Annotated in this window: 21 protein-coding genes; 6 read left to right on the top strand and 15 right to left on the bottom strand. The window is 67.5% G+C overall.

The features are described from left to right. Window positions 1-7: 7 nt before the first annotated feature. The 8 genes from yjfF to AC1DXX_RS14870 all read right to left on the bottom strand — a co-directional run bounded on the left by yjfF (window position 8) and on the right by AC1DXX_RS14870 (window position 10068). A complete protein-coding gene (yjfF, locus tag AC1DXX_RS14905) occupies window positions 8-1036 on the bottom strand; it encodes a galactofuranose ABC transporter, permease protein YjfF (protein ID WP_478134974.1) in 1029 nt (342 codons plus the stop codon). Further along, a complete protein-coding gene (locus AC1DXX_RS14900; RefSeq protein WP_478134973.1) occupies window positions 1033-2067 on the bottom strand; it encodes an ABC transporter permease in 1035 nt (344 codons plus the stop codon). The genes yjfF and AC1DXX_RS14900 overlap by 4 nt, the downstream gene beginning before the upstream one ends. 147 nt (window positions 2068-2214) lie before the next feature. Then, window positions 2215-3735: a sugar ABC transporter ATP-binding protein gene (locus tag AC1DXX_RS14895; RefSeq protein WP_478134972.1), complete on the bottom strand. Its 1521-nt coding sequence runs from the start codon at window positions 3733-3735 to the stop codon at window positions 2215-2217. Window positions 3736-3739: 4 nt separating this feature from the next. Further along, window positions 3740-4954, bottom strand: coding sequence for a multiple monosaccharide ABC transporter permease (gene mmsB, locus AC1DXX_RS14890; protein ID WP_478134971.1), 1215 nt, complete (start codon window positions 4952-4954; stop codon window positions 3740-3742). Then, a complete protein-coding gene (gene mmsA / locus AC1DXX_RS14885; RefSeq protein ID WP_478135019.1) occupies window positions 4941-6467 on the bottom strand; it encodes a multiple monosaccharide ABC transporter ATP-binding protein in 1527 nt (508 codons plus the stop codon). The genes mmsB and mmsA overlap by 14 nt, the downstream gene beginning before the upstream one ends. A gap of 23 nt (window positions 6468-6490) precedes the next feature. Further along, window positions 6491-7561, bottom strand: a complete 1071-nt coding sequence (gene chvE / locus AC1DXX_RS14880) for a multiple monosaccharide ABC transporter substrate-binding protein (RefSeq protein ID WP_478134970.1) — start codon at window positions 7559-7561, stop codon at window positions 6491-6493. 18 nt (window positions 7562-7579) lie between these two features. After that, entirely contained in the window at window positions 7580-8545 is a 966-nt protein-coding gene (locus AC1DXX_RS14875; RefSeq protein WP_478134969.1) for an ABC transporter substrate-binding protein, read from the bottom strand. Between the two features lie 56 nt (window positions 8546-8601). Continuing rightward, complete coding sequence (locus tag AC1DXX_RS14870) at window positions 8602-10068, bottom strand: aldehyde dehydrogenase family protein (protein ID WP_478134968.1); 1467 nt, start codon at window positions 10066-10068, stop codon at window positions 8602-8604. A 142-nt stretch (window positions 10069-10210) separates the two neighbouring features. Between AC1DXX_RS14870 and AC1DXX_RS14865 the strand changes: the two genes are divergently transcribed. Next, window positions 10211-11170 (top strand): LysR family transcriptional regulator, encoded by a 960-nt coding sequence (locus AC1DXX_RS14865; RefSeq protein ID WP_478134967.1) that lies wholly within the window; start codon window positions 10211-10213, stop codon window positions 11168-11170. Here AC1DXX_RS14865 and AC1DXX_RS14860 read toward each other — a convergent pair whose 3' ends face one another. After that, complete coding sequence (locus tag AC1DXX_RS14860) at window positions 11171-11944, bottom strand: SDR family NAD(P)-dependent oxidoreductase (protein WP_478135018.1); 774 nt, start codon at window positions 11942-11944, stop codon at window positions 11171-11173. Between the two features lie 146 nt (window positions 11945-12090). Between AC1DXX_RS14860 and AC1DXX_RS14855 the strand changes: the two genes are divergently transcribed. Then, window positions 12091-13011, top strand: coding sequence for an SMP-30/gluconolactonase/LRE family protein (locus AC1DXX_RS14855; protein ID WP_478134966.1), 921 nt, complete (start codon window positions 12091-12093; stop codon window positions 13009-13011). Here the strand turns inward: AC1DXX_RS14855 and AC1DXX_RS14850 are convergent. Next, window positions 13008-13895: a LysR family transcriptional regulator gene (locus AC1DXX_RS14850; protein WP_478134965.1), complete on the bottom strand. Its 888-nt coding sequence runs from the start codon at window positions 13893-13895 to the stop codon at window positions 13008-13010. The two genes, AC1DXX_RS14855 and AC1DXX_RS14850, sit on opposite strands and share 4 nt — an antisense overlap. Before the next feature lie 116 nt (window positions 13896-14011). Here AC1DXX_RS14850 and AC1DXX_RS14845 point away from each other — a divergent pair, with 116 nt between their 5' ends. Both AC1DXX_RS14845 and AC1DXX_RS14840 read left to right on the top strand, forming a co-directional pair. Then, window positions 14012-14881 carry an NmrA family NAD(P)-binding protein gene (locus tag AC1DXX_RS14845; RefSeq protein ID WP_478134964.1) on the top strand — a complete coding sequence of 290 codons (870 nt, stop codon included), beginning with the start codon at window positions 14012-14014 and terminating at the stop codon, window positions 14879-14881. Then, a complete protein-coding gene (locus AC1DXX_RS14840; protein WP_478134963.1) occupies window positions 14878-15123 on the top strand; it encodes a DUF2798 domain-containing protein in 246 nt (81 codons plus the stop codon). The genes AC1DXX_RS14845 and AC1DXX_RS14840 overlap by 4 nt, the downstream gene beginning before the upstream one ends. A 7-nt stretch (window positions 15124-15130) precedes the next feature. Here the strand turns inward: AC1DXX_RS14840 and AC1DXX_RS14835 are convergent, their stop codons facing one another. The 4 genes from AC1DXX_RS14835 to AC1DXX_RS14820 form a co-directional block, all read right to left on the bottom strand. Then, a complete protein-coding gene (locus AC1DXX_RS14835; protein WP_478134962.1) occupies window positions 15131-16201 on the bottom strand; it encodes an aldose epimerase family protein in 1071 nt (356 codons plus the stop codon). Next, complete coding sequence (locus tag AC1DXX_RS14830; RefSeq protein WP_478134961.1) at window positions 16198-17175, bottom strand: alpha/beta hydrolase family protein; 978 nt, start codon at window positions 17173-17175, stop codon at window positions 16198-16200. The genes AC1DXX_RS14835 and AC1DXX_RS14830 overlap by 4 nt, the downstream gene beginning before the upstream one ends. Window positions 17176-17203: 28 nt before the next feature. Next, window positions 17204-18028, bottom strand: coding sequence for a HoxN/HupN/NixA family nickel/cobalt transporter (locus AC1DXX_RS14825; protein ID WP_478134960.1), 825 nt, complete (start codon window positions 18026-18028; stop codon window positions 17204-17206). Window positions 18029-18424: 396 nt separating this feature from the next. Then, the gene (locus AC1DXX_RS14820; RefSeq protein ID WP_478134959.1) at window positions 18425-19303 is read right to left on the bottom strand and encodes a LysR family transcriptional regulator; all 879 of its coding nucleotides are present in this window, start codon (window positions 19301-19303) and stop codon (window positions 18425-18427) included. Between the two features lie 132 nt (window positions 19304-19435). On the opposite strand from AC1DXX_RS14820, the gene AC1DXX_RS14815 reads away from it, so the two are divergent. Continuing rightward, window positions 19436-20413: a DMT family transporter gene (locus AC1DXX_RS14815; RefSeq protein WP_478134958.1), complete on the top strand. Its 978-nt coding sequence runs from the start codon at window positions 19436-19438 to the stop codon at window positions 20411-20413. After that, a complete protein-coding gene (locus tag AC1DXX_RS14810) occupies window positions 20410-21531 on the top strand; it encodes an NADH:flavin oxidoreductase/NADH oxidase (protein WP_478134957.1) in 1122 nt (373 codons plus the stop codon). The genes AC1DXX_RS14815 and AC1DXX_RS14810 overlap by 4 nt, the downstream gene beginning before the upstream one ends. A 275-nt stretch (window positions 21532-21806) precedes the next feature. Here the strand turns inward: AC1DXX_RS14810 and AC1DXX_RS14805 are convergent. Next, window positions 21807-22054: integrase core domain-containing protein (locus tag AC1DXX_RS14805; protein ID WP_478134956.1), on the bottom strand; the 248-nt coding region annotated here is incomplete at its 5' end.

Below are 22054 nucleotides of genomic sequence, written 5' to 3'. Positions count from 1 at the left end.
ATGAAGTTCAGCGCCGGGGTGCGCGCGAGGTGAAAAAACGTTGCAGCAGGCAGAACACGAAGAGCAGCGCGCCGACGACGATGCGCGTCCACCACGAGCTCAGCGTGCCGTCGAAGGAAATCAGCGTCTGGATGATCCCGAGCATCAGCACGCCGAACAGCGTGCCCGCCACATAACCCACGCCGCCGGTGAGCAGCGTGCCGCCGATCACCACCGCCGCGATCGCATCGAGCTCCAGCCCCAGCGCATGCAGGCCATAGCCCGAGAGCATGTAGAAGGTGAAGATCACGCCAGCCAGCGCCGAGCAGAAGCCCGAGAGCGTGTAGACGCCGACGAGCGTGGAGCGCACCGGCAGGCCCATCAACATGGCCGAATGCTCGCTGCCGCCGATGGCATACACCGCGCGGCCGAAGGGCGTGCAGTGCGCGATGAACACGGCCGCCAGCAGCACCGCGATGGCGATCACCGCGCTGATCGAGAGCGAGGCCTCGCCCCAGACCGGAATGCGGATCTGCGAGACCTCCGAATAGAACGCGTTGGTGATGCTGATCGAATCGATGCTGATCAGGTAGCAGAGCCCGCGCGCGAGGAACATGCCCGCCAGCGTGACGATGAAGGGCTGCAGCCGGAAGCGCTCGATGAGCAGGCCCATGAACGCACCGAAGGCCGTGCCCATGGCCAGCACCAGCGGAATCACCACCGCCGGGCTCCAGCCATGCTTCTCGACCAGCGAGGCCGACACCATGGTGGTGAGCGCGATCACCGAGCCCACCGACAGGTCGATGCCGCCCGAGAGGATCACGAAGGTCATGCCGACGGCCACGACGATCAGGAAGGCGTTGTCGATCAGCAGGTTGAGAAACACCTGCGCCGAGAAGAAGCCGTCGTAGAACACCGAACCCAGCGTCGCCATCAGCACGAACAGCGAGACGGTCGCCGCCAGCGGGAAATACTTCGGATTGAGCCCCCTCTTGCCCCCTTTCCCGCTCGCGGGAGAGGGTTGGGATGAGGGTGCCACTTCAATCACCGCACTCATGACCGCGCTCCCTCATGCACCGGCCGCTGCACCAGCGTCCGCACCTCCGCCCTGAACTCCGGCGACTGCAGCAGCATCACCACGAACACGACCACCGCCTTCACCACGAGGTTGATCTCCGGCGGCACGCCCAGCGAATAGATTGCATAGGTCAGCGTCTGGATGATCAGCGCGCCGATCACGCTGCCCATGAGGCTGAATCGCCCACCCGTGAGCGCCGTGCCGCCCAGCGTGACCGCCAGGATCGCATCGAGCTCCAGCAGCTGCCCGGCGTTGTTGCCGTCCGCGCTCTTGACGTTCGAGCTGATCAGCAGGCCCGCCACGCCCGCGCACACGCCGCAGAACGCGTACGCACCGACGATGAGCCGCCGCGCCTGCACGCCCGCCACCCGCGCCGCCGTCGGGTTGATGCCCACGGCCTGGATGAAGAGGCCGAGCGCCGTGCGCGTGATGGCCAGGTAGAGCAGCACGAACACCGCCGCCACGATGAACAGCGAGAACGGCAGGCCCAGCAGGTAGCCACTGCCGAGGAAGAAGAAGGGCTTGTAGTAGATCGTGATGATCTGCCCGTCGGTGATGAGCTGCGCGATGCCGCGGCCCGCCACCATGAGGATCAGCGTGGCGATGATCGGCTGCATGCCGACCTTGGCGACCAGCAGGCCGTTCCACAGGCCGCATACGAGCGCGACGCCGAGGGCCGCGAGGATGGCGAGCGGCATCGGGAAGCGGCTCACGCCGCTGGACACCGAGCCGCCGATCATCCATGCAGCCACGGCCGCGGCGATGGCCACCACGGCACCCACCGAGATGTCGATGCCGCGCGTGGCGATCACGAGCGTCATGCCCAGGGAGACCAGCACGAGCGGGGCCGCACGGTTCAGGATGTCTATGAGGCTGCCGTAGAGATGGCCGTCGCGCCATTCGAGGTGCAGGAAGCTGGCGTTGAATGCGGTGTTGATCGCGAGCAGCAGCAACAGCGTGACGATGGGCCACGCCAGGCGGTGGTTCATCAGGGACGAGAGGCGTTTCATGTCAGCGCTTTTTTTCTTGTTCCTTCCCCCGCTGGGGGAGGGGCGTCATGCGGGAGACACCGCGGAACCGGCTTTGCCGGGCCGCCGGTGTCGCCCCCGGAAGGGGGTTGGCGAAGCGACACGCAGTGCGCGAAGACTGGGGGAGAGTCATGCCGCAGCAATCATTTCGTAGACCTCGTCCTCGGTCGAACCGCCCGGAAGTTCGCCCACCTTCTGCCGGTCGCGCAGCACCACGATGCGATGCGCCACGCGCACCACCTCGCTCATCTCCGAGGAGATGAAGATCACCGCCATGCCCGCCTTCGCGAGCCGCAGGATCTCTTCCATGATTTCCTGCTTGGCCGCCACGTCGATGCCGCGCGTGGGCTCGTCGAGGATCAAGAGGCGCGGCTCGGTCGCGAGCCAGCGCGCGATCATGGCCTTCTGCTGGTTGCCGCCCGAGAGCAGGCCGATGGGGGTTTCCACGCTCGCCGTCTTGATGCCCAGCGATGCGACGAAGCGCTCGGCCATGGCGGTCTGCTCGGCGTGCGAGAGAAAGCGCCGGGTGCCCAGGCGCGCTTGCAGCGCGAGCGCGATGTTCTCGCGCACCGAGAGCTCGGCGACGATGCCGTCGGTCTTTCGTTCTTCGGGACACAGCGCCAGGCCTTCGCGGATCGCGTCGGCCGGGTTCGAGAAGCTGACGGAACGGCCGTCGATCTTGAGCACGCCGCGGTCGGGCGATTCCAGTCCGAACAGCAGGCGCGCCAGTTCCGTGCGGCCCGCGCCGAGCAGGCCCGCGATGCCGACGACTTCGCCGGCACGCACGCGCAGATCGGTCGCCTGCAACTGTCCGGCCTGTCCCAGCCCTTCGGTCTGCAGCAAGGCGGGCGCCGCTTCGTCGAACGCGGGCAGTGCGGCGGGCCGGGCCGACTGCGCGGCCAGCTCGCGCCCCAGCATCGCGGCGATCAGCGCCTGCGGCCCGAGGTCCGCTGCGCGCCACTCGCCCACCCAGTTGCCGTTGCGCAGCACCGTGATGCGGTCCGATACCGCGTACACCTGGTTCAGGAAGTGCGTCACGAAGACGATCGCAAGCCCCTCGCCGCGCAGGCGCCGCAGCACCTCGAACAGCTTCTCGACCTCGTCGTCATCGAGGCTCGATGTCGGCTCGTCGAGGATCAGCACCTTCGACGACACGCCGAGCGCGCGCGCAATCGCCACCAGCTGCTGCACGGCGACCGAATAGCTCGACAGCAGCCGTGTCACGTCGATCTCCAGTCCGATGCGCGCCAGCAACTCGGCCGCCCGGCGGTTCACCGCCGACCAGTCGATGCGAAAGCCCTGCGCCGCGCCGCAGCGCGGATAGCGCCCCGCGAACACGTTCTCGGCCACCGAGAGATTCGGGCACAGGTTGACCTCCTGGTAGACCGTGCTGATGCCGAGCTTCTGCGCCTCCAGCGGCGACGCGGGCAGGATGGCCTTGCCGTCGAGGAACATCTCGCCGCCGCTCGACGCCAGCACGCCCGTGAGCACCTTGATCAGCGTCGACTTGCCCGCACCGTTCTGCCCCATCAGCGCATGGATCTCGCCCGGATAGAGCTTCAGCTGCACATCGCGCAGCACCGGGATGCCACCGAACTGCTTGTGAATGCCCCGCAGTTCGAGCACGGGCGTGGCGGTGCTGTCGGTCATGCGCTTATTTGTTCTTGTTGTAGACGTCGATGAACACCGCCGCCAGCAGCACCAGGCCCTTGATGACCTGCTGGTAGTCGATGCCGATGCCGAGGATCGACATGCCGTTGTTCATCACGCCCATGATGAAGGCGCCGATCACCGCGCCCATCACCCGGCCCACGCCGCCCGAGGCCGAGGCGCCGCCGATGAAGCAGGCCGCGATCACGTCGAGCTCGAAGCCGAGACCGGCCTTCGGCGTGGCGGTATTGAGCCGCGCCGCGAACACCAGCCCCGCGAGCGCGGCCAGTGCGCCCATGTTCACGAAGGTCAGGAAAGCCAGCCGCTGCGTCTTCACGCCCGACAGCCGCGCCGCCTTCTCGTTGCCGCCCAATGCGTAGATGCGGCGGCCGATGGTGGTGCGGTTGGTGACGAAGTCGTACACCACGATCAGTACCGCCATCACCACCAGCACGTTGGGCAGGCCCTTGTAGGTGGACAGCAGGTAGCTGAAGAACAGGATGATCGCCGCGAAGAACAGGTTCTTCACGAGGAAGAAGGCATAGGGCTCCTGCTCCATGCCGTGCGCCGCCAGCTTGGCCCGCCCGCGCAGCTTGAAGAACACCAGCGCCGCGGCAGCCAGTGCGCCGACCACCAGCGAGGTGATGCGCAGCCCACCAGCATCGAGGCCGCCCAGCGGATCGGGAATGAAGCCCGAGCTGAGACGCTGGAACTCGACCGGAAACGGCCCCACCGACTGCCCCGCCAGCAGCGCCAGCGTGAGCCCCTTGAACACCAGCATGCCCGCGAGCGTGACGATGAACGAAGGGATCTTGCGGAACGCGACGAACCAGCCCTGCGCGGCACCGATCACCGCACCGGCCGCGATGCTGATGATGGCGGTCGGCACGAAATGCCATTCGTACTCGACCATCAGCACCGCCGCCAGCGCACCGATGAAGCCGCAGACCGAGCCCACCGACAGGTCGATATGGCCAGYCACGATCACCAGCAGCATGCCGAGCGCCATGATGACCACGTAGCTGTTCTGCAGCAGCAGGTTGGTGAGGTTCAGCGGCCGCAGCAGCGTGCCGTCGGTCAGCACCTGGAACAGCACCATGATCGCGACCAGCGAGATCAGCATGCCGTATTCGCGCAGGTTGTTCTTCAGGAACCCCACGTGGAGTTTCGAAGCGGCAGGGGCGGCGGCCTGCACCGCGTTGACTTCAGGCTGCGACATGGACGGAACTCCCTGCACTCACGATCGCATGCATGATGCGTTCCTGCGAAGCCTCGGCCGCCGGAAACTCGGCCACGAAGCGCCCCTCGTTCATCACGTAGATGCGGTCGCACATGCCGAGCAGTTCGGGCAGTTCGGAAGAAATCATGAGAATGCCTTTGCCCTCGCTCGCAAGCTGGTCGATGATGGTGTAGATCTCGTACTTGGCGCCCACGTCGATGCCGCGCGTGGGCTCGTCGAGGATCAGCAGCTCCGGCTTGGTGAAGAGCCACTTGCTCAGCACCACCTTCTGCTGGTTGCCCCCCGACAGGTTGACCACCTGCTGCTCGACGCCCGAGCAGCGGATGTTGAGCGCCTTGCGGTAGTCGTTGGCCACCTTGAACTCGCGCCCGTCGTCGATCACCATGCTTTCGGCGATCGCATCGAGGTTGGCGAGGCTGATGTTCTTGCGGATGCCCTCCTCGAGCACCAGCCCCAGTCCCTTGCGGTCCTCGGTGACGTAGGCAATGCCATGGTCGATGGCCTTGCGCACCGTGCTCACGTCCACCGGCTTGCCGTGCATGAGCACGGAGCCGCTGATGCGCTGGCCGTAGGAGCGGCCGAAGACGCTCATCGCCAGCTCGGTGCGGCCCGCGCCCATGAGGCCCGCGATGCCGACGATCTCGCCCTGCCGCACGTGGAGGCTCACGCCCTTGATCTGCTCGCGATCGGCATGCAGCGCGTGGTGCACGCGCCAGTCGCGCACCTCGAACACGGTCTCGCCGATCTTCGGCGAGCGCTGCGGATAGCGGTGTTCCATGTCGCGCCCGACCATGCCGCGGATGATGCGGTCTTCGCTGATCGCCTGCCGCGCGCAGTCCATCGTCTCGACCGTCGCGCCATCGCGCAGCACGGTGATCGAATCGGCCACCTTGGCGATCTCGTTGAGCTTGTGCGAAATGAGAATCGACGCGATGCCCTGGCGCTTCAGCTCGAGCAGCAGCATCAGAAGCGCATCGCTGTCGTTCTCGTTGAGGCTGGCGGTGGGCTCGTCGAGGATCAGCAGCTTGACCTCCTTGGCCAGCGCCTTCGCGATTTCCACCAGCTGCTGCTTGCCGACCCCGAGGTCGGTCACCAGCGTGGTGGGCAGTTCCTTCAGGCCCACCTTCGCGAGCAGCTCGCGCGTCTTCGCGTAGGCGGCGAACCAGTCGATCACGCCGCCGCTGGCGATCTCGTTGCCGAGGAAGATGTTCTCGGCGATCGACAGCAGCGGCACCAGCGCCAGCTCCTGGTGGATGATGATGATGCCGAGCTTCTCGCTGTCGGCAATGCCCTTGAAGCGGCGCAGCTCACCCTCGAAATGGATCTCGCCGGTGTACGAGTCGCACGGGTAGACGCCGCTCAGCACTTTCATCAGCGTCGACTTGCCCGCGCCGTTCTCGCCGACCACCGCGTGGATCTCGCCCGCGCGCACCGCCAGGTTGACGTTGCTGAGGGCCTTCACCCCCGGGAACGTCTTGGTGATGCCGCGCATCTCGAGGATGGTGCGTTCGCCGCTCACTTGACCTGGCTTTCCTTGTAGTAGCCGCTGTCGACCAGCACCTGCTTCCAGTTCGACCCGTCCACGCTCACCGGCTTGAGCAGGTACGAGGGCACGACCTTGATGCCGTTGTTGTAGGTCTTGGTGTCGTTCACCTCGGGCGTCTTGCCCGAGAGCATGGCGTCGGCCATCGCGACCGTGACCTTGGCCAGCTCGCGCGTATCCTTGAACACAGTGGAGGTCTGTTCCTTGCGCAGGATCGACTTGACCGAGGGAATCTCCGCGTCCTGCCCCGACACGACCGGCATCGGCTGCGAACCCGAGCCGTAGCCCACGCCCTTGAGCGACGACAGGATGCCGATCGACAGCCCGTCGTACGGCGACAGCACCGCGTCGACACGGTCCTTGGTGTAGTAGGCCGACAGCAGGTTGTCCATGCGGGCCTGGGCCACCGCACCGTCCCAGCGCAGCGTGCCGACCTTGTCCATGCCCATCTGCTTGCTGCGCACCACCAGCTTGCCGCTCTTGATGTACGGGTCCAGCACCGACATGGCGCCGTTGTAGAAGAAGAAGGCGTTGTTGTCGTCGGGCGAGCCGCCGAAGAGCTCGATGTTGAACGGGCCCTTGCCGCTCTTCAGGCCGAGGGCCGCCTCGATCGACTGCGCCTGCAGCACGCCGACCTGGAAGTTGTCGAAGGTGGCGTAGTAGTCGACGTTCTTCGAGCCCTTGATGAGCCGGTCGTACGCGATGACCTTCACGCCCTTGTCGGCAGCCTTTTGCAGCACGTCGGACAGCGTGGTGCCGTCGATGGCCGCGATCACGAGCACCTTCGAGCCCTTCGTCACCATGTTCTCGATCTGCGCGAGCTGATTCGGGATGTCGTCGTCGGCGTACTGCAGGTCGGTCTTGTAGCCCTTGTCCTTGAAGTACTTGACCATGTTCGCGCCGTCGGCGATCCAGCGGGCCGACGACTTGGTGGGCATCGAGATGGCGATCAGGCCCTTGTCCTGCGCATGGGCGAGGGGCGTGAAGCCGACGACGGCGAAGGCGAGACCCGCGAGGGAGGCCTTGAGGAAGTTGCGTTTCATGTCAGATGTGCCTCAGTCTCAGTACTTGCGATTGGGAAATTCCTTGGCGGCCACTTCCATGGGGAAGATGCCTTCTTCGGTGACGATGCGCTTGGGCAGCGCCTTGCCGGCCTTGATGTCTTTCACCGCGCTCATCAGCTGCGGGCCGAGCAGCGGGCTGCACTCCACCGACACGTTGAGCTTGCCGGCGATCATGGCTTCGAAGGCGCCCTTCACGCCGTCGATGGAAATGATGGTGATGTCCTTGGCGGGCTTGAGTCCGGCTTCCTCGATCGCCTGGATCGCGCCGATGGCCATGTCGTCGTTGTGCGCGTAGAGCACATTGATCTTCTTGCCGTCGGCCTTGAGGAAGGCTTCCATCACCTCCTTGCCCTTGGCGCGCGTGAAGTCGCCGGTCTGCGAGCGGACGATCTTGAACTTCGGGTCGGCCTTGATGATTTCCTCGAAGCCCTTCTTGCGGTCGATGGCCGGCGCGGAGCCCACGGTGCCCTGCAGTTCGACGATGTTGACCTCGCCCTTCTGGTCCTTCATCTTCTCGACCAGCCAGCGGCCGGCCTTGCGGCCTTCCTCGGTGAAGTCGGAGCCCATGAAGGTCACGTAGAGCGTGTCGTCCTTGGTGTTGACGGAGCGGTCCGTGAGCACCACCGGGATCTTCGCGGCCTTGGCTTCGCGCAGCACGGTTTCCCAGCCCGACTCGACCACGGGCGAGAAGGCGATCACGTCGACCTTCTGCGCGATGAAGGAGCGGATGGCCTTGATCTGGTTCTCCTGCTTCTGCTGCGCGTCGGAGAACTTGAGCTCGATGCCCGCGTCCTTGGCCGATGCCTTGATCGACTCGGTGTTGGCGGTGCGCCATTCGCTCTCCGCGCCGACCTGACTGAAACCCAGGACGAGTTTCTTCTGCGCGAGCGCGGAAACAGGCAGCAGGCTGCCGAGCGAGGCGGCGGCGAGCGCGATGTTGAGAGTGCGGCGATTCATGGTCATGAGATGTCTCCTTCTTGATGAGTCTGTGTTGACGTGCGTGATGAAACCCGTCCGGTTCAGGCCAGCATGTAGCCGGTCTTTACCGTCGTGTAGAACTCCGCGGCGTGGCGCCCTTGTTCGCGCGGCCCGTAGCCCGACCCCTTGCGGCCGCCGAAGGGCACGTGGAAGTCCACCCCCGCGGTCGGCAGATTGACCATCGTCATGCCGACCACGGCATGGCGTCTGAAATGCATCGCGTGCTTGAGCGAGTTGGTGCAGATGCCCGCGCACAGGCCGAAGGGCGTGTCGTTGCACAGCGCCAGCGCTTCGTCGTAGTCGTCGGCGCGCAGCACGCAGGCCAGGGGACCGAAGATTTCCTCGCGTGCGATGCGGTGCGCCGGCTTGGCCAGGAAGAGTGCGGGGCTCATGTAATGGCCCGGCGTGGCGCGCTCGAGCGCGTCGCCACCCCACACGTGCTCGGCGCCCTCTTCGCGCGCAATGCCGACCCAGGCCAGGTTCTGCGCCAGGCGCTCTTCGTCGGCCACCGGGCCGATGTCGATGCCGCGCTCCAGCGCATGGCCGATCTTCAGGGTCTTGAGCCTTTGCCGCAGCCTGGCCACGAAGGCGTCGTGCACCGCGGCTTCGACGATGAGCCGGCTCGATGCGGTGCAGCGCTGGCCGGCAGAGAAGTACGCGCCCTGCACCGCGCAATCGACGGCGCGGTCGAGGTCTGCATCGGCCAGCACGACGAGCGCGTTCTTGCCGCCGGTTTCAAGCTGTACCTTGGCGCGCCGTGCGGCAGCCGCCTGCAGGATGCGCTCGCCGTTGGCGGCCGAGCCGGTGAAGCTCAGCGCATCGACGTGCGCGCTGTCGACCAGCGCCTGGCCCACTTCGCGGCCGCTGCCCATCACGAGGTTGAACGCGCCCGCGGGCAGTGCCGCGCGGCTGATGATCTCGGCCAGCGCCCAGCCGCAGGCCGGCACCAATTCGGCCGGCTTGAACACCACGCTGTTGCCATGGGCCAGCGCCGGCGCGATCTTCCAGGCGGGAATCACGAAGGGCGAGTTCCACGGCGTGATGAGCCCGACCACGCCGACCGGTTCGCGCGTCACGTCGACCTGCACGCCGGCACGCACCGAGGCGATGTTCTCGCCGCCACCGCCACCTGCACCACCACGGAGGGCCTCGCCTGCGAAAAACTTGAAGATCTGGCCCGCGCGCGCCGCCTCGGCCACGGCCTCGGGCAGGGTCTTGCCCTCCTCGCGTGCCAGCAGCAGGCCCAGCTCGTCCTTGCGCGCCAGCAGCTCTGCGCCGATGCGGTCGAGCACGTCGGCGCGGCGCTGCGGCGTGCTGTGGCTCCAGTGCGGAAAGGCCTCGGTGGCCGCGCGGATCGCGGCCTCGGCCTGGCGGCGGTCCGCCCGTGCGTATTCGGCGACCACCTCGCTGGTGTCCGACGGATTGGCGCTCACACCGGTGGTCGCGCTGGTTTCCCAGCGGCCATTGATGTACTGCCGCACGTTCTGATGGATCTCGCCGTGAATCACCGGGCGCCGACCTTGTCTCTGTTGTTGTGGATGTGCGGCGAGTCTAGGAACAGAATTGATATCAATCCAATCATTTTTTAGACAAAATGGATATCAATCAAGGGATTCTGGAAAACCCGACAGCCCTTCGTCTTAAGAAGTCATGACCAACTACAACCATTGGTTTATTCGCGCCCGCCTCAAGACCCGGCAACTGCTGCTGCTCGTGGCCCTGGCCGAGGAAGGCAACATCCACCGCGCGGCGCAGGTGCTCAACATGACGCAGCCCGCGGCCTCCAAGCTGCTGAAAGACCTGGAGGACGTGCTGGAGGTGCCGCTCTTCGATCGCCTGCCGCGCGGCATGCGCCCCACCTGGTACGGCGAAACCATGATCCGCCACGCCCGCGTGGCGCTTGCGAGCCTGAACCAGGCGCACGACGAGCTCACCGCGCTCAAGGCCGGCCGGTTCGGCCAGGTGAGCGTCGGCACCATCACCGCGCCGGGTCTCACGCTGATGCCGCCGGCAGTGGCGATGGTGAAGCGCGACCAGCCCGACCTGCGCGTGTCGCTGGAGATCGAGACCAGCCCGGTGCTGATCGAGCGGCTCGAGCAGGGCAAGCTGGACATCCTGGTGGCACGGCTCTTCGCCGAGCACGACAAGTCGCAGCTGCGCTACGAAGCGCTGACCGAGGAGCCGGTGTGCGCGCTGGTGCGCCCGGGCCATCCCTTGCTCGGCGTGAGCGAGCTCACCCTGCGCGACGTGGTCAGCGCGGGCTGGATCGTGCCGCCCGCGGGCAGCGTGCTGCGCCACCGCTTCGAGCTGATGTTCCAGGAAGAAGGCCTCGCGCCGCCGACCAACACCATCGAGAGCTCCGCCCTGCTCTTCATCACCCGCATGCTGCAGCAGAGCGACATGGTGGCGGTGCTCGCGACCGACGTGGCGCGCTACTACGCGGCGCACGGCATCGTGTCGCTGCTGCCGCTGGACATGCCCTGCCACATGGACGCCTTCGGCATCATCACGCGCACCGACCGGCTGCTGTCGCCGGCGGCCAAGGTGATGATGAAGGCACTCAAGACCGCGAGCATGAGCGTCTACGGGCGCAAGCTCGAGCTGGACTGATCAGGTCCAGCCGGCGTCGACGATGAATTCCTGCGCGGTGCACATGGCCGCGTCGTCCGACGCGAGGAACAGCACCATGCGCGCGATGTCTTCCGGCATCAGCTTGTCGGGCAGGCACTGGTTGCGCTTCAGCGCCTGCTCGCCCTCTTCGTCGAGCCACAATTTCACTTGCCGCTCGGTCATCACCCAGCCGGGCGACACGGTGTTGATGCGGATGCGGTCGCGGCCCAGGTCCACCGCGAGCCCGCGCGTCAGCCCGTTGACCGACGACTTGGCGATCGCATAGCAGGGGTAGCCGGAGCCCTTGCCCTGCCAGCCGGTGGAGCCGAGGTTGACGACCGAGCCGAAGCCCAGCCGCTGCATGCCCGGCACCACCGACTGGATCGCGAACAGCGCCGGCCGCTCATTGATCGCCATGCGGTTGTCGTAGTACTCGGGCGTGACCGATGCGAGCGTGTGGCGGTCGTCGCTCGCCACGTTGTTGACCAGCACCGCGAAGTCGCCGAGTTCGGCGGCCGCATCGGCCATCGCGGCCTGCAGCGCGGCGATGTCGCGCACGTCGCAGGCGCGCCACCAGGGCGCTGGGTGGCCTGCTTCGGCAAGCTGCCGGGCCAGCGCGGCGCTGGCCGCTTCAGCGATATCGACGAACGCGACGCGCGCGCCCTGCGCGACGAAGGCGGACACGATGGCCGCGCCGATGCCGCTGCCGCCGCCCGTGACGAACACGGCGCGGCCTTGCAGGCTGGGATGGATCGAGAGCTTCGAGGGGTTCAAGGGGTTCAAATGGCGTCTCCGGTAGCGATTGCACTGACATTGCAAAATTGATATCAATCAATTCCAATATTATTGATTTCTAATATCAATATGCCCCGAGGCGCATCGCCGCGTCAAGGACAAACCCAAAAAAGAGGAAGAGACACATGACGAACATCCCCGCGCCGTCGGTCATCGGCGCCCCCGAATGCATCTGGCCCGCCGGCGCAAACCTCGGCGAAGGCACGCTGTGGTCGCAGCGCGAACAAGCGCTCTACTGGATCGACATCCTCACGCCGCGCCTGTTCTGGTTCCGGCCTTCCGATGGCGCACGGCGTGCCTGGCAGTTCGATGAAGAGATCACCGCGATCTCGGAACGCGCGACGGCGCCCGGCCTCATCCTCACGCTGCGCCGCGGCTTCGCCCTCTTCGACACGACGCAACTGCCCGGTGCCGGCGCCACCCCGCGCTACCTGCACCAGCCCGAACCCGAGCGCACCGGCAACCGCTTCAACGACGGCAAGTGCGACAGCCGCGGCCGCTTCTGGGGCGGCAGCATGGACTTCGACTGCAAGGCGCCCACCGGCGCGCTCTACCGCTACGACGCCGACGGCAACTGCACCAAGCACGACGACGGCTTCGAGGTGACCAACGGGCCCACCTGGTCGGCCGACGGCCGCACCATGTACTTCAACAACACGGTGCTCAACAACCTCTATGCCTACGACTTCGACATGGAAGCCGGCACGGTGTCGAACCGGCGCGTGTGGCATCGCTTCCCCTCGCCCGACGGCCTGCCCGACGGCATGACCACCGACGCGGCCGGCCGCCTCTGGATCGCCCACTGGGGCGGCGCTTGCGTGACCTGCCACGACCCGGTGAGCGCGGCGGAACTGTGCCGCATCGCGCTGCCCGCGCGCAACGTCACCGACTGCGCCTTCGGCGGCGCCGACCTGCAGACGCTCTACATCACGACCGCGCGCAACGGCCGCACCGACGAACAGCTGAAGGCCGAGCCGCTGGCCGGCGGCCTGTTCGCCGTGCGCATCGGCAGCCCCGGCGTGCCTGCGGCGCTGTTCGCCGGCTAGAACGACGGCAGGTTGTCCGCGGCGAAATCCGCGAACAGCTTCGCCCTGGCGACGCTGCCCCGGGCTGCGGGCCACACCGCATGGACGGGAATCTTCGGCGATTCGAATTCGCTCAGCACCCGCTCGACGCGGCCRCTGTCGAGCAGGTGGCGGATCTGCCACAGGGGCGTGAAGCACAGGCCCATGCCGCCCGCCACCGCCGCGTAGATCGCGGCCGTGTTGTCGGCCCGGAAGCGCCCCGACACCTTCACCCGCTCGAGCTTGCCGTCGACGGTGAACGGCCAGTGGGCATCGCTGCCGTGCGTCGTCCGCACCAGGCACTGGTGATCGGCGAGGTCTTCGGGCCGCTGGGGGCGCCCGTGCCGCGCGAAGTACTCGGGCGCACCGAACACCGCCCGCCGCAGATCGCCCAGCCGCCGGGCCGCCAGCTCCGAATCCGGCAGCTCGCCGATGCGGATCGCCAGGTCGAGGTCGCCCTCGATCAGGTCCACGAAGCGGTCGGACGCCGTGAGATCCACCGCCATGCCCGGATAGCGCTGCATGAATGCGCCGATCAGCGGCACCACGAAGGCCGGCGCGAACTGAACGGGCGCGGCCACACGCAACAGCCCCCTGGGTGCACTCAGCTGGCTGCTCGCCTCCACGGCGGCCGCGTCGAACTCCGCCAGCGCGGCCTGCACACGCCGGTAGTAGGTCCGCCCCACTTCGGTGGTGGACGACTGCCGCGTCGTCCGGCGCAGCAGCTGCACGCCAAGGCTGCGCTCGAGCGAGCCCAGCGAGCGGCTGATGGACTGCACGGAGCGCCCCAGCTGGCGTGCCGCCGCGCTCTGGCTGCCCTGGTCGACGATGGCGACGAAGGCGCGGATGTCCTGAATCTGGTCCATGGATTTTCCCGATCTGGATGAAGGTCTATGGCGATGGCCACGGATTCTCGGGCGCCGCCGCGGTCCGTATCTTCCCGGGACCGCGGCCTTACGCCGCTTACCCGGAGGAATCATCCATGGAAGAACATCAACCCACCGTGCTGGTGGTCGGCGCCACCGGCCGCGTGGCCGGCCTCGTGGTGCCCGCGCTGGTCCAGCGAGGCGCCACGGTGCGTGCGCTGGTGCGCACCGAGCAGGACGGGCGCACGGCCATCGACAACGGTGCGGCCGAAGCCGTCGTCGCGGACCTGCGCAACCCGGCCAGCCTGCTGCGCGCGGCCGCCGGCGCCGACGGCGTGTTTCACATCGGCCCGGCCTTCCAGCTGGACGAAGCGGAAATGGGCTGCAACCTGGTGGCCGCGGCGCGGAAGGCGGGCGTGCGGAAGTTCGTCTTCTCCTCGGTGATCCAGCCCACGCACGGCACGCTCGCCAACCATGCGAGCAAGGTGCCGGTGGAGACCGCGCTCTTCGAGTCCGACCTGGAATACACGCTGCTGCACCCCGCCAACTTCTTCCAGAACCTGAAGGGCGCATGGCCCGGCATCGCGAAGAACGGCGTCCTCGCCGAGCCCTACCCGGTCTTCACGCGGATCGCGCGCGTGGACTACCGCGATGTCGCCGAGGCCGCAGCCATCGCCCTGACGAGCGACAGGCTGGCCTACGGCAGCTTCGAGCTCTGCGCGCCGGGGCGCTTCAACCGGCTGGAGATCGCCGCGATGGCCGGCGAGGCACTCGGGCGGCCGGTGTTGGCGAAGGCGCTGGACTTCGACGACTGGGTCGCGCTGGCGAAGCCTCCTTACGACGCGCGCCAGTTGCAGCTGTTGTCGAGGGTCCATGCGCATTACGCAGCGCACGGGCTCGGCGGCAACGCGCTGACGCTCGAAGCCATCCTCGGCCGCGCGCCGCGCACGCTGCCTCAATACATCCAGGAGCTGGCCCGATCATGAGCTACAGAAAACTGCCGGCCCGCTATGCGGGCATCGTCATGCCGCTTCTGCTGTCGATCTTCATGTCGTGCATCGTGGCCGGCATTTCCACGGTGAAGAGCGTGGGGCTGGCCCCGGGACTGCTGCAGATGTGGATGGCGGCGTGGGGCGTCTCGTGGCTGGCCGCGTTTCCGTCACTGCTCGTGGTGCTGCCGATCGTGCGCAGGATCGTCGCGGCGACGGTACAGAGCCCGTCGCGCTGATCCGTCGTCAGAGGATGCCGAAGCGGTGCTCGGTCGTGCTGGCGAACATCTCGCCCGGCCGCAGCACGGTCGAGGGAAAGCCTGGCTGGTTCGGCGAGTCCGGACAGTGCTGCGTTTCGAGGCACAGCCCGTCGCCCTGCCGCAGGCTCGCGCCGTCGGCGCCCAGGAGGCTGCCGTCGAGGAAGTTGCCCGAGTAGAACTGCACGCCGGGCTCGCTGGTGTGCACTTCCATCACGCGGCCCGAGGCCTCGTGTTCGAGGCGCGCCGCCAGTGCCAGGCCGCTGCCGCTGCTGCGGTCGAGCACCCAGTTGTGGTCGTAGCCCCGCGCGCGCAGCAGTTGTTCGTGCCCTTCGCGGATGCGCTCTCCGATGCGCGTCGGCGTGCGGAGATCGAAAGGCGTTGCGGCCACCTCGCCCACGCCCAGCGGAATCAGCTGCGGGTCCACCGGACAGAAGCGGCTGGCCGGGATCGTCAGCCGATGGTCCATCACCGAGCCGCTGCCCGCGAGGTTGAAGTAGTCGTGATGGCTCAGGTTGAGCACCGTCGGCTTGTCGGTCACGGCGCGGTAGTCGATGCGCCAGGTGTTGTCCGCAGCAGCGAGCGTGTAGCGCACGGTCAGTTGCACTTCGCCGGGGTAGCCCTCTTCGCCGTCGGCGCTCGTGTAGCGAAGTTCGATCGCGATGCCGCCCCTCGCATCCTCCGAGGACACCGGCTCGATCTGCCAGAAGCGCGTGCCGAAACCCTTCGGCCCGCCGTGCAGCGAATTCGCGCCGTCATTGAGACCCAGCTGGTGCGCCGCACCATCGAGCGTGAAACGCCCCGCCGCGATCCGGTTGGCATAGCGCCCGACGATGGTGCCGAAGTGCGGATGCGGCTTCAGGTAATCGGCCAGCGCCGGCAGGCCCAGCACGACGTTCGCACTGTGGCCATGCCGGTCGGGCACGTGCAGCGCGATGACAATGCCGCCGTGGTTGATGGCGCTGAGGCGGAGGCCGCGGCCGTTGTCGAGGGTGTATTCGGTCACGGCCCGGCCATCGGGCATGCGACCGTATTCGCGCGAAGTGATGCTGCTGCTCATGGGGCTCCTGTCCTGCTCTGTCCTGGTATCTGCTGGAACATCGCCTCGCGCGCGCACTGCGATGCGGTGCGCGGGCCGATGCCGTCCGTGAGGTCGTGGTACTGGGGCGGCTCGGCCGCATGGGCCTTCACCTCGATGCGGTGCCCGGCCTTCGCCACGGCATCGGCGAAGCGCTCCTGCAGGGCAAAGGGCGTGTTCCTGTCGTCGCGGCTGCCGATCAGCACGATGCGCCGCGACGGGTCGCGAGCGATGCCGGCCACATGGTCGAGCGGGTCGTAGAACTGCGTGCTGCCGGTGGTGTCGGTCTGCCCGTCCTTCGAGCGGCCCAGAAGACGCGCGCGCTCCAGCAGGCCGTAGGCGCCGGAGGTCAGTACCGCGCAGGCCACGCGGGTGCGCCCCATGGTGAGCAGCGCGGCGCCCGCGGTGGCGCCACCGCTGTGGCCCAGGATCACGATGCGCTGCAGCTGGTGACGCTGCATGAGCGCATCGAGCGCCGCATCGAGCGCGTGGAACTCCACCAGCTGCCGCCGCTTGCGATGGTCGCCCGACGAGCCGTAGGTGCCAGGCCGTGCGACAAAGATCCACGGTACATCCCAGCGGTCGCGATTGCGCTGCGCGTCCAGCGTGCGCAGGGGTTCCGTGTTGCCGGGAATGCGCGCGGGCGGCTGGTCCATCACGCCGTCGCGGTCGCCGGAAAACTGCACGATGGCCACGCGCGCGCCGTCGATCTCGTCGCTCGCGAAATAGCGGATGCAGGCGGGCCCTTCGACGGGCCGCACCCAGAGGTAGCCGGACCGGTCGGGGCAGTCGGCGCGCACGGCGGGCTGGTTCCAGTGCAGCACGGCGTCGTCGGCCGCTGCCGGGGGAGCGTGCAGATCCCGGCCCGTGCGATGCGCACAGGCGACCTGCGCGAGTGCCAGCAGCAGCCATGCGAAGCGGCCGCGTCGTCGCAGGAAGCGCATCGTGGCGGTCATGGCTTTGGCAGCACGAGTGCTCCCCGGGCTACTTCGGCCCTGCGCCGGCGACGGCCGCGCGGGCCCGCGCGCGGGCGATCCAGCTCCACAGCACGAGCATCACGGCAACCAGCGCAAAGCCCGCCCACGAGAACGCAACGTCGCTGAGCTCGACCTGCGGGAACCAGGCCTTGGCCAGGTTGTACGCCGCCACCGCATAGGAGATGCAGACGATCAGCCAACCGAGGATGCGCCGCGCCTTGCGGCCGGCTTCGGGCCCTTCGGCGCTGCGGCCGATGCGGCACACGAGGCGGCCGTCGAGCGTGTCGGTGATGACCATGCCGGCGGTGAAGGCCAGGCCCGCGGTCAGCGCGGCCCAGGCGCCGCCGTCGCGGTTGCTCGCCACATAGCCCCAGGCCGCAGCCTGCGTGGCGGTGTCGAACACGGTGGCAAACAGCACGCCGATGACGACGATCGCCCAGGCGCTCGACTGCGCCTGCAGCCGCTTGGGAACCAGGCTCATCTTCCAGCCCATCGGCGCGTAGGCCTCCCCGCGGCTCAGCAGCAGGCGCAGGTTCAGGGTGCCGACCAGCAAGAGCAGCGCGGTGGGAATCCACTCGAAGACCTGGATGGCAACGGCCGGCGGATCGAAGTGCAGCGCGAGCCGGCTCACCACCACCGCGATGGCTGTCACCAGCAGGCCATGGCCGATGGCGAACAGCGTGCCCACCCAACCCGCATGCCGGTGCTTGTGCGAGAGCGCCCGCCAGGTCAGGCCGTCGATGCAGGCGATGTGGTCGGGGTCGAGCCCGTGGCGCAGTCCGAGCACGAACATCAACAACAGGCCGGGCAAGGGAGCGATTTCAGCGGTCATGAAGGACGGAGCGTTGTGGCGGCGGGGATCGTACCCTGCTGCGATGCGTGGCGCCGTATCGCGCGACGCAACGACACGGGAGCGTTCAGGGCGCGTGCACAGGCCACCGGGTGCTCCCCTCCGCGAATGTCCCCCGCTTCGCTCCTCCTTTATTTCGCTGCGGGGAGCACCCGGTGCCCTGTGCACGAGAGGCGCGGCTGTAGTGCTGGCCGATCAACCGCTGCGCTGAGCGATCACGCCGATGGTGTGCGCAGCGCAGCGAAATAAAGGAGGAGGCATGCGGCCCTAGGCCGCGCCGGGGGACATTCGCTTCGCTGCGCACACCGTCGGCGTGAGCGCGCCCTGAACAACGCACCTCACGCACAACGCATCAAGACAAGAAAACAAGGTCTCGTTTCAGGCCCATGCCTCCATCACCGCGCCTCGCACGGCATCGACCGCCACGGGGCGTCGCCCCCCGGACGGCGCGACCCAGCACAGCCAGGTGTGGGAACGCCAGCCCTTCCAGATCGCAAGCTCGCCGTGGCGCTCGCCCTGCTCGGCCTGGTCGAGCCGCAACAGGCCGGCACCCATGCCGCTCGCGACCATGCTGCGGATGGCACTCTCGCCATCGGCGGTGCGGCCCTGGCGGTACTCGCGGCCTGCACCTGCGAACAGCTTCTCGAGATGCACGCGCAGGATGCACGAGGGCGGCGTGCCCACCCACGGCAGGTTCGTGAGTTCGTCGAGCGAGAGATCGGGATGCGCCTCGGCCACGGGCAGCGGCAGGGTCACGACCAGGTCGACCGCGCCCAGGCGGTGCAGCTCCAGACCATCGATCTGCTCGCCGTCGCTGAGCACATAGGCGCAGTCGAGTTCGCCGCGCTGCACGGCGGACAGCGTTTCGTACGACAGGCCCTGCTTCAGCTGCAGCGTGACCTGCGGATGCCGCTCCGCGAGCGTGACCAACACCTCGCCCAGCCGCAGCGCCACCGGATCGACCACCGTGCCGAAGCGCACCACGCCCTGCGCCGCGCCGCGCAGCTGGTCGGCCGCCGAGCGCATGCGCATCGCGGAGGCCAGCGTGCGCTCGGCCTCTTCGAGCAGGCTGTGGCCGGCTTCGGTGGGCACCATGCCGCGCGGGGTGCGGTCGAACAGCTTGACGCCGAGCTCGTCTTCCAGCGCCTTGAGCTGGGCGCTGACCGCCGGCGCACTCGTGAACACCCGTTCGGCGGCCCGGGTCAGGCTGCCCTCCTTCGCGATGGCGACGAAGGTCTTCAGTTGGTAGAGCTCCATGGGGCAAATTGTGAGCGCTTCAGCCGGATTCGGCCGTTCGCATTTTTGGAGGCCCCGCTCCAAAGAAGCGAATGGCCATCGGGGCGGTGAATCCCGATCCTTGGGGCATCGATTCATTGCAGGAGGTTTCCCATGTCCCATCGTCAACGCCTGCTCGGCATCGCCGCGCTGCTGCTCGCCACCTCCGGGTGGGGCGGCATGTTTCTCGTGAGCAAGGGCGTGCTCCACCATGTCGAACCCGTGTGGCTCACGCTGATCCGCTACAGCATGGCGGCGCTGCTGTTCGTGCTGCTGATTCTTCCGCGCGGGGCGGCGCCCTGGCGCAAGCTGCGGCTGCATGCGGGGCCGCTGGCGCTGCGCGGGTTCGCAGGCTTCGGCGTTTTCAGCGTGATGCTGCTGGTCGGCCTCGCGCATTCGGTGCCCTCGCACGGCGCGGTCATCATGGCGACCACGCCGATGACCACGCAGCTGCTGCGCTGGGCGCTCGACGGCGTACGGCCGGCACGCTCGACGCTGTTGACCACTGTGCTGGCGCTGCTCGGCGTGGCCATCGTGTCGGGCCTGTTGTTCAGCACAGGGCCGTCGGCCGAATCGACACTCTTCGGCGATGCCGTGGCCTTCATCGGCACCCTGGGCTGGGTCTGGTACACGCGCGGCACGACGCGCTTCCCCGAGCTCGACGTGATCGAATACACCGCGCTCACGGTGCTGGCCTCCTGGCCGCTGCTGTTGGCGGGCGCCATTGCCGCCACCGCGCTGGGCCTGACGAGCGCACCCAGTGCCGAAGGCCTGCGCCTCTCGTGGCAGGCGCTGCTCTATGTGGGTCTGGTGTCTTCGGCCATCGCGGTGCTGGCTTTCAACTACGGTGTGCGCACGCTGGGGGCCGTCACGGGCACGGCGTTCCTCAACTTCGTGCCGGTGTCGGCGCTGCTGATGAGCGTGGCGATGGGCAAGCTGCCCACGGTGCACGAGATCGTCGGCATGGCGATGGTGGTCGCCGCACTGCTGATCCATACCGCCCTGAGCCGCAAGGCTTCTGCGGCGCCCACCGCACCGATCGTGCAGACGCCCCAGAATTACCGCACCTGTGGAGCCGCATCATCATCATGAGCCGTAGTCAACTCTTCGAGCCCTTGCAGCTCAGCAAGCTTCGTCTGGACAACCGCATCGTCATCGCGCCGATGTGCCAGTACTCCGCCACCGAGGGCACGCCGGGCGACTGGCATCTGATCCATCTGGGTCACCTCGCACTTTCCGGCGCGGGACTGATGATCCTGGAGGCGACGGCGGTGGAGGCCGAAGGGCGCATCTCGCCGGGCGATCTCGGGCTCTACTCCGATGCCAATGAAGAAGGCCTTGCGCGCGTGCTCGCTGCGACCCGGGCCCACTCGCCCATCCGGATCGCCATGCAGCTCGGGCATGCCGGACGCAAGGCGTCGAGCCGTGCACCCTGGGAAGGCGGCAAGCAGATACGTCCCGAGGAACCGGGCGGATGGAAAGCGCATGCACCTTCGGCTGTGCCGCATTCGCCTTCGGAAGACGTGCCGATCGCGCTCGACGCCGCAGGGCTGGCCCGCATCCGCCGTGCCTTCGTCGCCGCGGCACGGCGCGCGGCGCGGCTGGGCCTCGACGGCATCGAGATCCATGCGGCGCACGGCTACCTGCTGCACCAGTTCCTCTCGCCGCTCGCCAACCACCGCACCGACGGGTACGGCGGCAGCCTCGAGAACCGCATGCGCTTTCCGCTGGAGGTGTTCGACGCGGTGCGCGAAGCCTTTCCCGCCGACAAGCCGGTGTGGGTGCGCGTCTCGGCCATCGACTGGGTGCCGGGTGGTTGGGACCTCGACGGCACGGCCGCATTCGCCAAGGCCCTCGAAGCGCGCGGTTGCGCGGCCCTCCATGTGTCGAGCGGCGGCGTGTCGCCGAAGCAGGCCATCGCGCTCGGTGCGGGTTACCAGGTGCCGTTCGCCGAGCGCGTGAAGTCGGAGGTCGGCATGCCGGTCATCGCCGTGGGCCTGATCACCGAAGCGCAGCAGGCCGAAGAGATCATCGCCAGGGGACAGGCCGATGCGGTGTCGCTGGCACGCGCGATCCTGTACGACCCGCGCTGGCCCTGGCACGCGGCCGCCGAGCTGGGCGCGCAGGTGAAGGCGCCCCACCAGTACTGGCGCTCGCAGCCGCGCGAGTTCAAGGACCTGTTCGAGAACGCGGCGTTCGGGGCGCGTTAGAGCCTGTTCACGGTCTATTCAGGGCCATGCAGGTGCCTTGTTGGGATTGACTGCACGGCGTGGTGCGGGGTCCGTTCGGGGTGCGTGCACAGGACACCGGGTACTCCCCTCCGCGAATGTCCCCCGCTTCGCTCCTCCTTTATTTCGCTGCGGGGAGCACCCGGTGCCCTGTGCACGAGGGACGCTCTGCTCGTGCGGGCCGATCAACAAGTGCTCTGAACGATCACGCCGATGGGGTGCCTTGCGCAGCGAAATAAAGGAGGAGGCATGCGGCCCTAGGTGTGAAGAGTCAAGAGGTTGTTGCGTGAATTCGAGAGCCGAGACATAGGAGGCTGGCAGCCGATGCCGTGATGGGGCCGGTGCCAGTTATAGAAGTGATTCCAGACCGGCAACGCAGCTCGGCGTTGATCCGAGCTGGCATATGCACGGCCGTAGGCCCATTCGCGTAACGCTGACTGGATAAAGCGCTCGGCCTTGCCATTGGTTTGTGGTCGATAGGCTCGAGTGAATTTCTGCTTGATGC

Source organism: Variovorax sp. P4_B10 (genome assembly GCF_056402375.1).
Note: the sequence above shows the minus strand (reverse complement) of the source record. Positions and strands in the feature narration are given on the sequence as shown.

Bases quoted from the DNA above. Each gene is read 5' to 3' on its own strand.
- AC1DXX_RS14875 (WP_478134969.1), bottom strand. From the start codon at position 8,545: ATGACCATGAATCGCCGCACTCTCAACATCGCGCTCGCCGCCGCCTCG.
- AC1DXX_RS14835 (WP_478134962.1), bottom strand. From the start codon at position 16,201: ATGAGCAGCAGCATCACTTCGCGCGAATACGGTCGCATGCCCGATGGC.
- AC1DXX_RS14830 (WP_478134961.1), bottom strand. From the start codon at position 17,175: ATGACCGCCACGATGCGCTTCCTGCGACGACGCGGCCGCTTCGCATGG.
- AC1DXX_RS14825 (WP_478134960.1), bottom strand. From the start codon at position 18,028: ATGACCGCTGAAATCGCTCCCTTGCCCGGCCTGTTGTTGATGTTCGTG.
- chvE (WP_478134970.1), bottom strand. From the start codon at position 7,561: ATGAAACGCAACTTCCTCAAGGCCTCCCTCGCGGGTCTCGCCTTCGCC.
- yjfF (WP_478134974.1), bottom strand. From the start codon at position 1,036: ATGAGTGCGGTGATTGAAGTGGCACCCTCATCCCAACCCTCTCCCGCG.
- AC1DXX_RS14900 (WP_478134973.1), bottom strand. From the start codon at position 2,067: ATGAAACGCCTCTCGTCCCTGATGAACCACCGCCTGGCGTGGCCCATC.
- AC1DXX_RS14855 (WP_478134966.1), top strand. From the start codon at position 12,091: ATGACGAACATCCCCGCGCCGTCGGTCATCGGCGCCCCCGAATGCATC.
- AC1DXX_RS14840 (WP_478134963.1), top strand. From the start codon at position 14,878: ATGAGCTACAGAAAACTGCCGGCCCGCTATGCGGGCATCGTCATGCCG.
- AC1DXX_RS14810 (WP_478134957.1), top strand. From the start codon at position 20,410: ATGAGCCGTAGTCAACTCTTCGAGCCCTTGCAGCTCAGCAAGCTTCGT.
- AC1DXX_RS14820 (WP_478134959.1), bottom strand. From the start codon at position 19,303: ATGGAGCTCTACCAACTGAAGACCTTCGTCGCCATCGCGAAGGAGGGC.
- AC1DXX_RS14815 (WP_478134958.1), top strand. From the start codon at position 19,436: ATGTCCCATCGTCAACGCCTGCTCGGCATCGCCGCGCTGCTGCTCGCC.
- AC1DXX_RS14865 (WP_478134967.1), top strand. From the start codon at position 10,211: ATGACCAACTACAACCATTGGTTTATTCGCGCCCGCCTCAAGACCCGG.
- AC1DXX_RS14845 (WP_478134964.1), top strand. From the start codon at position 14,012: ATGGAAGAACATCAACCCACCGTGCTGGTGGTCGGCGCCACCGGCCGC.
- mmsA (WP_478135019.1), bottom strand. From the start codon at position 6,467: ATGCGCGGCATCACCAAGACGTTCCCGGGGGTGAAGGCCCTCAGCAAC.
- AC1DXX_RS14895 (WP_478134972.1), bottom strand. From the start codon at position 3,735: ATGACCGACAGCACCGCCACGCCCGTGCTCGAACTGCGGGGCATTCAC.